This is a genomic window from Micromonospora sp. NPDC051227 (genome assembly GCF_044455385.1).
Taxonomy (GTDB): domain Bacteria; phylum Actinomycetota; class Actinomycetes; order Mycobacteriales; family Micromonosporaceae; genus Micromonospora.
The window spans coordinates 596,278-608,857 of sequence record NZ_JBITET010000004.1; the positions used below are offsets into that span (position 1 = coordinate 596,278).

At 71.1% G+C, this 12,580-nt stretch carries 14 protein-coding genes; 6 read left to right on the top strand and 8 right to left on the bottom strand.

Annotation, left to right across the window (positions count from 1 at the left end; translation table 11 throughout):
• The first annotated feature begins 233 nt into the window (after positions 1–233).
• Genes tsaB through ACIA47_RS14340 form a run of 4 tightly spaced genes read left to right on the top strand, consistent with a single transcriptional unit; the run spans position 234 to position 2,695 of the window.
• A complete protein-coding gene (gene tsaB, locus ACIA47_RS14325) occupies positions 234–911 on the top strand; it encodes a tRNA (adenosine(37)-N6)-threonylcarbamoyltransferase complex dimerization subunit type 1 TsaB (protein ID WP_396708048.1) in 678 nt (225 codons plus the stop codon).
• Positions 908–1,387 (top strand): ribosomal protein S18-alanine N-acetyltransferase, encoded by a 480-nt coding sequence (gene rimI / locus ACIA47_RS14330; protein WP_203125707.1) that lies wholly within the window; start codon positions 908–910, stop codon positions 1,385–1,387. The genes tsaB and rimI overlap by 4 nt, the downstream gene beginning before the upstream one ends.
• Entirely contained in the window at positions 1,380–2,426 is a 1,047-nt protein-coding gene (gene tsaD, locus ACIA47_RS14335; protein WP_203125706.1) for a tRNA (adenosine(37)-N6)-threonylcarbamoyltransferase complex transferase subunit TsaD, read from the top strand. Before rimI ends, tsaD begins: the two co-directional genes overlap by 8 nt.
• A gap of 14 nt (positions 2,427–2,440) precedes the next feature.
• A complete protein-coding gene (locus ACIA47_RS14340) occupies positions 2,441–2,695 on the top strand; it encodes a hypothetical protein (RefSeq protein WP_039906914.1) in 255 nt (84 codons plus the stop codon).
• A 33-nt stretch (positions 2,696–2,728) separates the two neighbouring features.
• Here ACIA47_RS14340 and ACIA47_RS14345 read toward each other — a convergent pair whose 3' ends face one another.
• The 8 genes from ACIA47_RS14345 to ACIA47_RS14380 all read right to left on the bottom strand — a co-directional run bounded on the left by ACIA47_RS14345 (position 2,729) and on the right by ACIA47_RS14380 (position 10,275).
• Positions 2,729–3,469, bottom strand: a complete 741-nt coding sequence (locus ACIA47_RS14345; protein WP_203125694.1) for a DUF4142 domain-containing protein — start codon at positions 3,467–3,469, stop codon at positions 2,729–2,731.
• Between the two features lie 125 nt (positions 3,470–3,594).
• The gene (locus ACIA47_RS14350; RefSeq protein WP_203125692.1) at positions 3,595–3,891 is read right to left on the bottom strand and encodes a DUF1707 domain-containing protein; all 297 of its coding nucleotides are present in this window, start codon (positions 3,889–3,891) and stop codon (positions 3,595–3,597) included.
• Between the two features lie 19 nt (positions 3,892–3,910).
• A complete protein-coding gene (locus tag ACIA47_RS14355) occupies positions 3,911–5,092 on the bottom strand; it encodes an ROK family protein (protein ID WP_112676899.1) in 1,182 nt (393 codons plus the stop codon).
• 22 nt (positions 5,093–5,114) lie between these two features.
• A complete protein-coding gene (locus ACIA47_RS14360; protein ID WP_203125688.1) occupies positions 5,115–6,377 on the bottom strand; it encodes an ABC transporter permease in 1,263 nt (420 codons plus the stop codon).
• Positions 6,374–7,192 (bottom strand): ATP-binding cassette domain-containing protein, encoded by an 819-nt coding sequence (locus ACIA47_RS14365; RefSeq protein ID WP_203125686.1) that lies wholly within the window; start codon positions 7,190–7,192, stop codon positions 6,374–6,376. The genes ACIA47_RS14360 and ACIA47_RS14365 overlap by 4 nt, the downstream gene beginning before the upstream one ends.
• A gap of 113 nt (positions 7,193–7,305) precedes the next feature.
• Positions 7,306–8,394, bottom strand: a complete 1,089-nt coding sequence (locus ACIA47_RS14370; RefSeq protein ID WP_203125684.1) for a substrate-binding domain-containing protein — start codon at positions 8,392–8,394, stop codon at positions 7,306–7,308.
• A gap of 179 nt (positions 8,395–8,573) precedes the next feature.
• On the bottom strand, positions 8,574–9,053 hold the full coding sequence (gene ybaK, locus ACIA47_RS14375; RefSeq protein WP_396708053.1) for a Cys-tRNA(Pro) deacylase: 480 nt from the start codon (positions 9,051–9,053) through the stop codon (positions 8,574–8,576).
• A gap of 25 nt (positions 9,054–9,078) precedes the next feature.
• Complete coding sequence (locus tag ACIA47_RS14380; RefSeq protein ID WP_396708055.1) at positions 9,079–10,275, bottom strand: methyltransferase domain-containing protein; 1,197 nt, start codon at positions 10,273–10,275, stop codon at positions 9,079–9,081.
• A 262-nt stretch (positions 10,276–10,537) separates the two neighbouring features.
• Between ACIA47_RS14380 and groES the strand changes: the two genes are divergently transcribed.
• The gene (groES, locus tag ACIA47_RS14385; protein WP_030330046.1) at positions 10,538–10,852 is read left to right on the top strand and encodes a co-chaperone GroES; all 315 of its coding nucleotides are present in this window, start codon (positions 10,538–10,540) and stop codon (positions 10,850–10,852) included.
• Between the two features lie 70 nt (positions 10,853–10,922).
• A complete protein-coding gene (gene groL / locus ACIA47_RS14390) occupies positions 10,923–12,563 on the top strand; it encodes a chaperonin GroEL (protein WP_396708057.1) in 1,641 nt (546 codons plus the stop codon).
• The last annotated feature ends 17 nt before the right edge of the window (positions 12,564–12,580 follow it).

The following is a 12,580-nucleotide window of genomic DNA, read 5'->3' on the forward strand; positions in this document are numbered from 1 at the left end:
CAGGACATCACGCTCATCAGCGGATGTGGCTCCAGCGTTCGTCCGAGGCTAGGCGGTCGGCCCGGCCGCCCGGAGGGCTACGGCGGCAGGGCAGCCTGCGGCGGGGCGGGTGGGGCAAGGCCGGGACGAGGCGGCGCGAGGCGAGGCGGGGCGAGGCGGGGCAGGGCGTGACGGGGCGGGGCAGGGCGGGGCGTGACGGGGCCGCGAGGATGGGGCGGCTAGGCTGGCTTACCGTGCTCGTACTCGTGGTGGACAGCTCGACCCCCGCGGTCACCGCGGCGCTGGTGGAGGTCTCGGCAGCCGGCGTGGCGTCGCGGGCGCACCGGTGCACGGTCGACGCCCGCGCGCACGGTGAGCTGCTCGCGCCCCAGGTGGATGCGGTCCTCGCCGACGCTGACGCGCGCCCGCGTGACCTGGGCGCCATCGTCGCCGGTCTCGGCCCGGGTCCGTTCACCGGGCTACGGGTCGGCCTGGTCACCGCCGCGACGATGGGTCAGGTGCTCGGCATTCCCACGTACGGCGTCTGTTCGCTGGACGCCATCGGTTACCCGGCGGCGTCCGGCACGCCGGTCCTGGCCGCCAGCGACGCCCGGCGCAAGGAGCTCTACTGGGCCGTCTACGACGGTGCCGGCCAGCGGATCGTCGGGCCCGAGGTGTCCGCGCCGGCGGTCGCCGCCGCCCGCGCCCGCGAACTGGGTGCGACGATCGCGGTCGGTGACGGCGCGCACCGGTACGCCGAGGTCCTGGACCTGCCCGTTCGGGTCGAGCCGCGCTACCCGGACGCGACAGTACTGGCGTTGCTCGCCGCCGAGCGGATCCGGGCGGGGGCGTCCAGTGAGCGGCTCACTCCGCTCTACCTGCGCCGCCCCGACGCGGTGGCGGCGACCGGCCGCAAACCGGTCCTGCCATGACGGTACGGCTCGCACCGTTCCGCTGGTGGCACATCGACGACGTGCTGCCGATCGAGGCGGACCTCTTCGGCGCTGAGAAGTGGTCGCCCGCCATGTTCTGGAGCGAGCTCGCCAACGGGCACCACTACCGGGTCGCCGTCGACGCGGACGGGTCGGTGCTCGGCTACGCCGGGCTCGCCGGCGCTCCGCCGGACGAGGTGTGGGTACAGAACATCGCCGTCCGCCGGGACGCCCAGCGGCGCGGCGTAGGCCGTGCCCTGCTGGAGGAGTTGCTCGCCGAGGCGGTCCGGCGCGACGCCCGCACCACCCTGCTGGAGGTCGCCGTGGACAACGCCGCAGCTCAGCGGCTCTACGCGACGTACGGTTTCGAGCCGATCGGGGTGCGGCGCGGCTACTACCAACCGAGCAACACCGACGCGCTGGTCATGCGGCGCGACGCCGAGCCGACCGGGGACGGACCACACGACCATGGCTGACGAACCACTGATCCTGGGTATCGAGACATCCTGCGACGAGACCGGTGTCGGCATCGTGCGGGGGCACACCCTGCTGGCCGACGCGCTCGCCTCCAGCGTCGAGGAACACGCCCGGTTCGGGGGTGTGGTGCCGGAGGTGGCCAGCCGGGCACACCTGGAGGCCATCGTGCCGACCATGGACCGGGCACTGACCGAGGCCGGCGTCACGCTGGCCGACATCGACGCGATCGCGGTCACCTCCGGGCCGGGGCTGGCCGGTGCGTTGCTGGTCGGCGTCGCTGCCGCCAAGGGGTACGCGGTCGCCGCCGAGAAACCCATCTACGGCGTCAACCATCTCGCCGCCCACGTCGCTGTGGACACCCTTGAGCACGGCCCACTGCCCGAACCCGCCATCGCGCTCCTGGTGTCCGGCGGCCACTCGTCCCTCCTGCTCGTGGACGACCTGGCCCGGGGTGTCACCCCGCTGGGCGCCACCATCGACGACGCGGCCGGGGAAGCGTTCGACAAGGTCGCCCGGCTGCTCGGGTTGCCGTTCCCGGGCGGTCCGCCCATCGACCGGGAGGCCCGGGCCGGCGATGCCGCCTCGATCGCCTTCCCCCGCGGTCTGACCGCCGCGAAGGATCTCGCCGCCCACCGGTACGACTTCTCGTTCTCGGGCCTGAAGACGGCGGTGGCCCGGTGGGTCGAGGCCCGTCAGCGTGCCGGTGAGCCGGTTCCGGTAGCCGACGTGGCCGCGTCCTTCCAGGAGGCGGTCTGTGACGTCCTGACCAGCAAGGCGCTCGCCGCCTGCCGGGCGCAGGGCATCGAGACCCTGGTTATCGGCGGGGGAGTGGCGGCGAACTCGCGGCTGCGGTCGATGGCCGAGCAGCGAGCCGAGAAGTACGGCATCCGGGTCCGGGTACCCCGGCCGAAGCTGTGCACCGACAACGGCGCGATGGTGGCCGCGCTCGGTTCGCACCTGGTCGCCGCCGGGGTCGCTCCGAGCCGACTGGACCTGCCAGCCGATTCGGCACTGCCCTTGACCACGGTCAGCGTGTGACGGGAGTGGCGGACATGATCGTGCGGATGTGGGAGGCGCGCGCCGAGGCGTACGGAGTCGCCGACCTGATCACCTGGGTGTGCGACACCGCACTGCCCGAGTTGGAGCACGACCCGCTCCACGTCTCCAGCGAGGTCTTCTCCTCCACCGACCACCGCGTGGTGGTGATCTCCAAGTGGCGGAGCAGTCCCCGCCCGCTGCCGGACCCGCCAGCCCTGCTGGTGGCTCGCGCCCCGCACTCCTGGGACTTCACCCAGGTAGACCGGTAACGCGAGCCACCATCCAGGCCGCTGCCTGACGGGTCAGCTGCGGCGCAACATCCGGTAGGTGGCGATTCCGCCCGTGCCCAGCGCGGCGAGGAAGACCAGCCAGACGACGGTGCTGCTGACTCCGACCTGAGGGCCGGAGTTGGCGGAGGCGGCGGCCAGGAGCCCGTCCTCACCCGGGGCGGGCAGCGCTGCCGGCGGCAGCTCCGGCCAGCGGACCAGGCCGGTGCTCTCCAGCATCTGCATGTGGTGCTGGACGAATCCGTTGGCGTCCTCGCAGAGCTTGCGGACGGTGGCGTCCCGGGTGCTGGCGCGGACCGCGCCGATCACCGGGAAGATCTTGCCGTGGGCGACCCGGAGCCGGGTGACGAAGATCTGGTCGAACCGAGCGCCGGACGCCTTCTGCATCTCGGCCAGCCAGCCCTTCTGCTCGGCGGTCGGCTCGCTGGGGATCGTCGCGCCCAACTTGTTGGCCGCGTCGACCACGAGCTGGTCGAGCCTCTGGTGCTCGCTGGCGATGCCGGCGCCGATCTCCCGGACCTTCGCCGACTGTCCCTTCTCGGCGGCCATCTGGCCGGCTGGCATCTCCCACAGCCCGGCCAGCCGCACCCCGTTGAGCAGTGTCATGTCGGCGGCGTTGAGCTGCTGGCCGCCGGCGGGCGCGGCGACGGCCACGCCGGGCAGGACACCGACCCCCGCGATGATCGCGATGAGCAGCATCGCCGCTCGGTGGGTCCGGGTGCCCAGTCGGCGATGGGCGGATCTGAGCGGTGCCATGTCTGTGGTGCCTCCTCGGTCCGGACCGGAACGCGTCTGGACCGGGCAGCCGTACCCTGCCGGTTGCCCGTCCGCCCACTGGTACGGACTGATCGCGCGATCAGTTCATCGCGGAGCGACCCGGGTCAGCGGGTGACGGCGAGCAGGCCTCCGAGCAGCAGCAGGGTGAGCGCCGCGGCGGCGAAGACCATCAGCAACTCCTGACGCCCGCGCCCGACCGGGCCGGCGTCGACGACCGGGTTGGGCAGGGCCGGTAGATCGCGGGTCAGCGCGGCCAGGTCACCGAGGGTGCGCGCCGTCCACACCGCACCGGCCCGATCGGAGAACTCGTCAAGCGTCAGCCGGCCCGCCGCGGTGTGCTGGTGCAGCGCGGCGACCACCCGGTGGCGGTCGTCGTCGGAGGCGCGCAGCTCGACATCCACGCCGGACAGCGTACGCGGATCAGCCCACGTCGAGGGGGTCGGCGAGGAGCCGTTCGAAGGCCAGCTCGGCGGCACCGATCAGGGGCGCGTCCGTACCCAGCTTCGGCGTGCGCAGCCGGACGTGCTCCAGGCAGGCGCCGAGCGCGTTGGAGTTGAGTCGGCTGCGGATCTGGGCCGCCGCCGCGAGGTAGAGGTCACGCATGGTCCCGCCGAAGATGACCATCTCGGGGTTGAAGACGTTCACCAGGTTGGCCACCCCGAAGCCGAGCCAGTCGCCGGCCTGGCGGACCGCCGTCTGGGCCCGGGCGTCCCCGCGGTCGGCCGCGTCGAAGACCTCCAGCAGGGCGTCGCGGCCCCGGGCGTCGGAGCGTCCGGCGGCGCGCAGGAGGCCGTGCTCGCCGATCTCGGTCTCCCAACAGCCCCGGGAGCCGCACTCACAGGGCTTGCCGTCGCGGACCACCTTCATGTGGCCGACCTCGCCGCCGTAGCCACCGTGCCCGGTCAGTCGGCGCCCACCGGCGATGATGCCGGCACCCACGCCGACGTCGCCGTAGAGGTAGAGGACGTTGTCGCAGCCTGCCGCCACACCTCGTGCGTGCTCGGCGAACGCGGCGACGTCGGCCACGTTGCCCACGGTGATCGGTACGTCGATGCCCAACTCGTCGGCGAGGGCCGCGCCGATCGGCTCGTCCACCCAACCGGTGGTGGGGCCGAGCCGCACCAGGCCGTCGTCCCGGCGGACCATCCCGCAGACCGCGACGCCGGCACCGACGCAGATCGCGTCCGCCGGCACCAGTTGCTGCATCTCCTTGACCGCGCCGGCCAGCAGCGGTGCGGCCTCCGCGGCCAGCAGCCCGCGTGGCCGGTCCAGATCCCGGCGGTCCAGGACCGCGCCACCCAGCCCGATCCGGGCGGCGCGCAGCCGGTCCACCTCCACTGAGTACGCGTACGCGTAGACCCGGGCCGACTCGGGCCGGACGACCAGTGACGGTCGTCCGGCTCGGCCGGTCTCCTTCGGTGCACCTTCGCTGACCAGCCCCACCGCGGACAGGTCGGCGGTGAGTGCGCCGATGGTGCTGCGGTTGAGGCCCAGCGTGGTGGTCAGCTCGGCCCGCGTGGTCGCCCCGTGGACGTGCACGTGCCGCAGCAGGGCCCCGAGGTTCTGCCGTCGGACGTCATCCTGGCTCGGTCCTGGGCGCATGCTGGTGCTACCTCCCGCGCGGTCAGCGGGTGCCGGTGGCTGCCGCGCGGCGGCGGGAGAGCGCGTCGACGCTGGCGGCGAGTAGCAGCACGACGCCGGTGACCACGTACTTGACTCCCGCGTCGTACCCCATCAGGCCCATTCCGTTTTCGATGACAGCGACCACCGCGCCGCCGAGTACGGCGTCGAGGACGCGGCCCTTGCCACCGAAGAGGCTGGTGCCGCCAATCACCGCGGCACCGACCGCGTAGAGCAGTACGTTACTGCCCCCGGTGTTCGGGTCGACCGAGTTGGCCCGGCTGGCCGCCACGATGCCACCGATGGCGGCCATGGACGAGCAGATCACGAAGACCGAGATCCGGATCCGGTCGACGCCGATGCCGGCCCGGCGGGCGGCTTCCCGGTTACCGCCCACGGCGTAGATGTGCCGGCCGTAGCTGGTGCGTTGGAGGACGAAGGTCCAGATGATCAGCAGCACCGCGATGATCGGCACCACGATCGGCACACCCTTGAGTGAGCTGATCAGGACGTTGCGGCTGCGCTCCAGGTTGAGCACGTACACCGCGGTGCCGAGGATGACGGCGAGCCCGCCGATCCGCAGTGCCACCACCGCGATCGGGTCGGTGATCAGACCGCGGGCCACCCGGGTGCGGTGGCGCAGCAGTTGCACCGCCCCGTAGCCGACGACCGCGAGGGCGGTCAGCGCCCAGCCCAGCGTGGGGGCGAGGTTGCGGTTGGCGATGGCGACCAGCACGTCGTCGCGCACGGAGATGTTGGTGCCCTCCTTGACCAGCAGCAGAACGACGCCCTGGAAGGCGAGGAAGCCGGCGAGGGTGACCACGAAGGACGGAATGCCGATCTTCGCGACGAGCATGCCGAGCGTGGTGCCGATGACCACACCGGTGGCGACCGCGGCGAGCACGGCGACCCACCAGGGGTAGCCGAGCACTGTGACCACATTGGCCAGCACCGCCGCGCAGACGCCGCTGGCGAAGCCGGCGGAGAGGTCGATCTCGCCGAGCAGCAGCACGAAGACCAGGCCCATCGCGATCAGCGTGACCGCCGCGCCCTGGGTGAAGAGGTTGGCGAAGTTGCCGGCCGACAGGAACGACGACGGCCGCATGATCCCGAAGACGGTGCAGAGCACGATCAGGCCGAGCACGGCTGGCAGCGCGCCGACGTCGCCACCGCGTACGCGACTCAGGTAGTTGCGGACGTGGCCTCCGACGGTCGGCGGGGGTGTGACGGCCGCGGGGCCGTCCTTCCGCACGGCGGTGGTGGTCATCGGACGCCTCCTGAGATCGAATCGGCCGCCTGCGGGCCGTCGCCGTTGCTGCCCGGGTCGGTGGCGAGGCCGAGCCCGCCCGAGCGCCCGGCGGTGATCAGCTCGACCACCTGGGCGTGGGTGATGTCGGTGGTCTTCACCTGGGCGACCATCTGGCCGAGGTACAGCGCGGCGATCCGGTCGGAGACGGCGAAGACGTCGTTCATGTTGTGCGAGATGAGCACCACGGCCAGGCCGTTGTCGGCGAGGCGGCGGACCAGTTCGAGCACCTGGGCGGTCTGTGCCACGCCGAGCGCCGCGGTCGGCTCGTCCAGGATGACGAGCTTGCTGTTCCACAGCACCGCCTTGGCGATGGCCACGGTCTGGCGTTGACCGCCGGAGAGGCTGGACACGTGCTGGCGGAGCGAGGTGACGGTGCGGATGGAGAGCCCCGCCAGGGTTTCGGCGGCGAGCTGTTCCATTGTCGGCTCGTCGAGGACGATGCCGCTGCGCTTCTCCCGGCCGAGGAACATGTTCTGCACGATGTCCAGGTTGTCGCAGAGCGCGAGGTCCTGGTAGACGACCTCGATGCCGAGCGTGGCGGCCTCGCGGGGGCTGCCGATGTGCACCGGTTCACCGTTGAACAGGAACTCTCCGGCGTCGGTGGGGTGGATGCCGCTGATGCACTTCACCAGGGTCGACTTGCCAGCGCCGTTGTCGCCGACCAGTGCGGTCACTTCGCCCGGGTGGACGGTCAGGGCGACGTCGCGGAGCACCTGGACGGGACCGAAGCTCTTGTCGATCCCGCGGAGTTCCAGCAGGGGGGTCGCGGACACGGGGTCTCCTTCTTAAGGGAGGGTCGGGGCCCGTCCGGCGGGCGCCGCCCGGCACGGGAGGGTTCTCCCGTGCCGGGCGGCGATGGTCGTTCCGGCGGGTACTGCGGCGTCGGTCAGCTGATGCCGGCTTCGGCGCAGAACTTGGTGTACGCCGCGGTGCAGACCTCTTCCTTGGTCACGTAGCCGTCGGCGATGACGTCCTTGACGCTCTCCTTGTAGATGGCCTTCGGGGTGAGCAGCACCGAGGGGACGTCCCGGTCACCGTCCTTGACCGTCTGGCCGGTGTCCTTCTTCTCGCCCTTGGCGAGGGCGATGGCCAGGTCGGAGGCGGCCTTGGCCTCTTCCCGGACCGCCTTGTAGACGGTCATGCACTGGTCACCGGCGAGGATGTTCTGCAGGCCCTCGGTGCTGGCGTCCTGCCCGGTCACCGGCACCTTGCCGTTGAGCTTGTTCTTCTTCAGGATCGAGATGGCGGCGTTGCCGAGACCGTCGTTCGCGGCCAGCACGCCGTCGATCTTGCCGTTGGCCTTGGTGAGCTGCTGCTCGAAGATCGTCGCGGCCTGCGCGTTGTCCCACGCCGGCACCGCGTCCTCAGGGCCCTTGACGTATTCCTTGGAGTCGAACTTCGGCTTGAGCACCGAGTCGTAGCCGGCCTTGAAGAGGGTGGCGTTGTTGTCGGTGGGGGAGCCGTTCAGGTACGCCACGACGGGGTTCTTGGCGCCCTTCTCGGTCAGGCACTTCGACAGACCCTCGCCCTGGAGCTTGCCGACGGTCTCGTTGTCGAAGCTGACGTAGTACTGGGCGGAGCCGCCGAGGGTGAGCCGGTCGTAGTCGATGGTGGCCACGCCCTGCGACTTGGCCTTGTCGAGCACGGCCTTGCCGGTGCCGGAGTCCAGGTTGACGATCATCAGGGCGGTCACGCCGCCGGTGATCATCTGGTCGGCGATGGTCTGGAAGGCGGTCTTGTCGTTCTGAGCGTTCTGGATGTCGTACTGGACGCCGGCGGCCTTGAACGCCTCCTCCAGGAACCGGCGGTCCGCCGTTTCCCAGCGGGCCGAGGACTTGCTGTCCGGGAGGATCACGCCGATCTTGGGAGTCTTGGCGGAGTCGGTCGAGCCGGCACCGGAGTCGTCGCTGCAAGCGGTCAAGCCGCCGGTCGTGAGCAGGCCCACGGCGGCGATGGTGAGGATCCCCTTACGCATGTGCAGGGTCCTTTCGGAGGTGGGGGAGGTGTTGTTTTGTTGTGTCCGGCAACGTATTTCGCGTCACACCGGCTCCACAAGACCGCGCAGGTGCATAGTTTGTTGGGAGCGATAACAATTCAGCAACGCGACTGTTACTCCCCGGGTATCCCACGGGGGAGTCGACGTAACGAAGGCCGTCAGTGGGTCTGCAACGGCGCGGTGCGGGCGTCGGTCAACGCCACCAGATCCGCCGCGGCCAGTTCGAGTTGCAGACCGCGTCGACCAGCCGAGACGTAGATCGTCGGGAGATCCAGCGCGGATTCGTCCAGCACGGTGGGCAACCGTCGACGCTGCCCGAGCGGGCTGATCCCACCGCGCACGTAACCGGTGGCCCGCTCGGCGACCGCCCGGTCGGCCAACACCGCCCGCTTGCCGCCGACCGCCGCCGCGAGCGCCTTGAGATCCAGCTCACCGGTGACCGGAACGACCGCCACGGTGAGGGCGCCGTCGACAGCGGTCACCAGCGACTTGAACACGCGTTCCGGTGCCACGCCGAGCGCCACCGCCACCAACGCGCCGTAGTTCGGGGCGTCCGGCGCCACCCGGTACGGATGGGTGCGATGCGCGATGCCGCGCTTGACCAACAGTGCCGTTGCCGGCGTGCCCTGTCCCGCCACAGCGACGAGGCTAGTCGAGACGCCGCTAGTCGATCGGCCGGCCGATCAGCACCGTCGGTGCGCCGTCGACCCGGGTGAGCACCAGACTCGCCGCCGCGTCCCCGGCCAGCCGCAGGTCCCGCCGGAGCTGCTCCGGGGTGAGGGCCGAACCCCGCTTGAGGATCTCCACCCGGCCCACCCGGCGGTCGCGCAGCAGCGCCCGCAGGCGCTTGAGCGAGAACGGCAGCACGTCGGTGATCTCCAGCCAGCGCGCGTACGGGGTGCGGATCGGCTGGTCGGCGTAGAGGTAGGCGATGCTCGGATCCGCCAGGGTGGCGTCCAGTTCGGTGGCCAGTTCGGCGACGAGGTGCGCGCGGACCACGGCCGGGTCCGGGTCGTACAGGTAGCGGCGCACCGGCCCGACCGGCGCCTCGGTGGCACCCGAGCCGGTGAGCTGGTGGTGGTGCGCCTCCGCGCCCCGCTGTCGGTAGAGGCTGGCACGACGGGGCACCTCAGCCAGTTCGCCGCACCAGAGCGCCGCCTCGACCAGGTCGCCGTCCACGCCGACCCACTCGGCCTCCGCCCCGGCCGGGATGAGCGCATGGTCCAGGCCCGGCGCCACCTTCACCACGGTGCGCGGCACCCGCTCGGCCAGCCCGGTCACGAAATCCCACGGTGGCGAGTAGGCGCGCGGGTCGAAGATCCGCCGCCCGGTGCCGGTGGTGCGGCGGGCCGGATCGCAGAAGACCCCGTCAACCCCTGACACGTCGAACCCGGTCGCGTCGCCGCACTCGACAGTGAACAGCTCGGCCAGCCCGGCCGCCTCGGCGTTGGCGGCGGCCATCGCGGCAGTCACCGGGTCGGCCTCCACCCCGTACACCCGGATGCCGGCACGGGCGGCGGCCAGCGCATCGGCCCCGAGCCCGCAGCCGAGATCGGCCAGGGTGCGCACGCCGGCCGCGTACAACCGGGCGGCCCGACGGTCGGCGACCACCCGCCGGGTGGCCTGCTCCAGGCCGGGGCGGGTGAGGAACATCCCAGCGGCGGCCGAGCCGAACTTGCCCACCGCCCGGCGGCGCAGCTCGGCCTGGGTGAGCGCCGCCGCGGCCAACGTCGGCGGCACCCCGGCCGCCCGCAGCGCCGACGCCGCGGCCAGTGGATCACCGCCGGCCAGCCCGGCCGCCGTCGTGAGCGCGGCCGACCCCTCAGGGGTACGCAGCGCCGCCAGCTGATCGAGATCCACCCGGCCATTGTCCCGGTCGACCAGGAAATCCTGGCTTTCGGGGCGCGACGCGCTGGCACTCTCCTTGACGGAGTGCTAGCCACGGAATAACCTGCGATTAGCACTCTCACCCTGAGGGTGCCAGCTTCCGGGTCTCGCGACCCGGGTGCGCACGCCAGGCGGACCGGCACCCGCGACGACGGTCCCGCCCGGTGGCATGAGGCAGATTGACGCTGGTAGGCCCCGCCGACCAGCAACGAAACCAGTAGTACCCCAGGAGGGTATGCCCGTGACTACCGCGACCAAGGTTGCGATCAAGCCGCTCGAGGACCGCATCGTGGTCCAGGCGAACGAGGCTGAGACCACCACTGCGTCGGGCATCGTGATCCCCGACACCGCCAAGGAGAAGCCGCAGGAGGGCACCGTCCTCGCTGTGGGCCCGGGGCGCGTCGACGACAACGGCAACCGGGTTCCGGTTGACGTTCAGGTCGGCGACACCGTCCTCTACTCGAAGTACGGCGGCACCGAGGTCAAGTACGCCGGCGAGGAGTACCTGGTGCTCTCCGCCCGCGACGTCCTCGCGGTCATCGAGAAGTAAGCAACCGATCAGTGCCATTGCCCCGGTCCGGCTCGCCGGGCCGGGGCAATGGCGCTTCGAAGGGACATTTATGGCGAAGATCCTGAGCTTCTCGGACGACGCCCGGCACCTGCTGGAGCACGGTGTCAACGCCCTCGCGGACGCGGTCAAGGTCACCCTCGGCCCGCGCGGGCGCAACGTCGTCCTGGACAAGAAATTCGGTGCGCCGACGATCACCAACGATGGTGTGACCATCGCCAAGGAGATCGAGCTCACCAACCCGTACGAGAACCTTGGCGCGCAGCTGGTCAAGGAGGTGGCGACCAAGACCAACGACGTTGCCGGCGACGGGACCACCACCGCGACCGTGCTGGCCCAGGCGATGGTCCGCGAGGGTCTGCGCAACGTGACCGCCGGGACCAACCCGGCCGGCCTCAAGCGGGGCATCGACGCGGCGGCCATGAAGGTCTCCGAGGCGCTGCTCGGCCGTGCCGCCGAGGTCACCAGCAAGGAGTCGATCGCGAACGTGGCGACGATCTCCGCGCAGGACTCCACGATCGGCGATCTGATCGCCGAGGCGATGGAACGCGTCGGCCGCGACGGTGTCATCACCGTCGAGGAAGGCTCGATGCTCACCACCGAACTGGACGTGACCGAGGGTCTCCAGTTCGACAAGGGCTTCATCTCGCCGAACTTCGTCACCGACCTGGAGGGTCAGGAGTCCGTCCTTGAGGACGCGTACATCCTGGTCACCACCCAGAAGATCTCGGCGATCGAGGAGCTGCTGCCGCTGCTGGAGAAGGTCCTGCAGAACAGCAAGCCCCTGCTGATCATCGCTGAGGACGTGGACGGCCAGGCGCTCTCCACCCTGGTGGTCAACTCGCTGCGCAAGACCCTCAAGGTCTGCGCGGTCAAGGCCCCGGGCTTCGGTGACCGGCGCAAGGCAATGCTCCAGGACATCGCGATCTCCACGGGCGCCGAGCTGGTCGCCCCGGAGCTGGGCTACAAGCTCGACCAGGTCGGCCTGGAGGTGCTCGGCACCGCCCGGCGCGTCGTGGTCGACAAGGAGAACACCACGATCGTCGACGGCGGTGGCCAGAAGGCCGACGTCGCCGACCGGGTGTCCCAGATCCGCAAGGAGATCGAGGCCTCCGACTCCGACTGGGACCGGGAGAAGCTGGCCGAGCGGCTGGCAAAGCTCTCCGGTGGCATCGCCGTCATCAAGGCCGGCGCGGCGACCGAGGTCGAGATGAAGGAGCGCAAGCACCGCATCGAGGACGCCATCGCGGCGACCAAGGCTGCGGTCGAGGAGGGCACCGTGCCCGGCGGCGGCGCCGCCCTGGTGCAGATCCTCTCGGTGCTCGACGACGACCTGGGCTTCACCGGTGACGAGAAGGTCGGCGTCTCGGTCGTGCGCAAGGCGCTCGTCGAGCCGCTGCGCTGGATCGCCCAGAACGCCGGTCACGACGGCTACGTCGTGACCCAGAAGGTCGCCGACCTCGAGTGGGGCAACGGCCTCGACGCCGCCAAGGGCGAGTACGTCGACCTGGTCAAGGCCGGCATCATCGACCCGGTGAAGGTGACCCGCAACGCGGTCACCAACGCCGCATCGATCGCCGGGCTGCTGCTCACCACGGAGAGCCTCGTGGTGGAGAAGCCGGAGCAGGCCGAGCCGGCCGCCGCCGGCGGGCACGGCCACGGTCACGGCCACCAGCACGGCCCGGGCTTCTGATCCGGTAGCGACACCCG

Excerpts from the sequence above, each read along its gene's own strand:
- rimI (WP_203125707.1), top strand. The coding sequence starts at position 908 with ATGACGGTACGGCTCGCACCGTTCCGCTGGTGGCACATCGACGACGTG.
- tsaD (WP_203125706.1), top strand. The coding sequence starts at position 1,380 with ATGGCTGACGAACCACTGATCCTGGGTATCGAGACATCCTGCGACGAG.
- ACIA47_RS14340 (WP_039906914.1), top strand. The coding sequence starts at position 2,441 with ATGATCGTGCGGATGTGGGAGGCGCGCGCCGAGGCGTACGGAGTCGCC.
- ACIA47_RS14345 (WP_203125694.1), bottom strand. The coding sequence starts at position 3,469 with ATGGCACCGCTCAGATCCGCCCATCGCCGACTGGGCACCCGGACCCAC.
- ACIA47_RS14355 (WP_112676899.1), bottom strand. The coding sequence starts at position 5,092 with ATGCGCCCAGGACCGAGCCAGGATGACGTCCGACGGCAGAACCTCGGG.
- ACIA47_RS14360 (WP_203125688.1), bottom strand. The coding sequence starts at position 6,377 with ATGACCACCACCGCCGTGCGGAAGGACGGCCCCGCGGCCGTCACACCC.
- ACIA47_RS14370 (WP_203125684.1), bottom strand. The coding sequence starts at position 8,394 with ATGCGTAAGGGGATCCTCACCATCGCCGCCGTGGGCCTGCTCACGACC.
- groES (WP_030330046.1), top strand. The coding sequence starts at position 10,538 with ATGCCCGTGACTACCGCGACCAAGGTTGCGATCAAGCCGCTCGAGGAC.
- groL (WP_396708057.1), top strand. The coding sequence starts at position 10,923 with ATGGCGAAGATCCTGAGCTTCTCGGACGACGCCCGGCACCTGCTGGAG.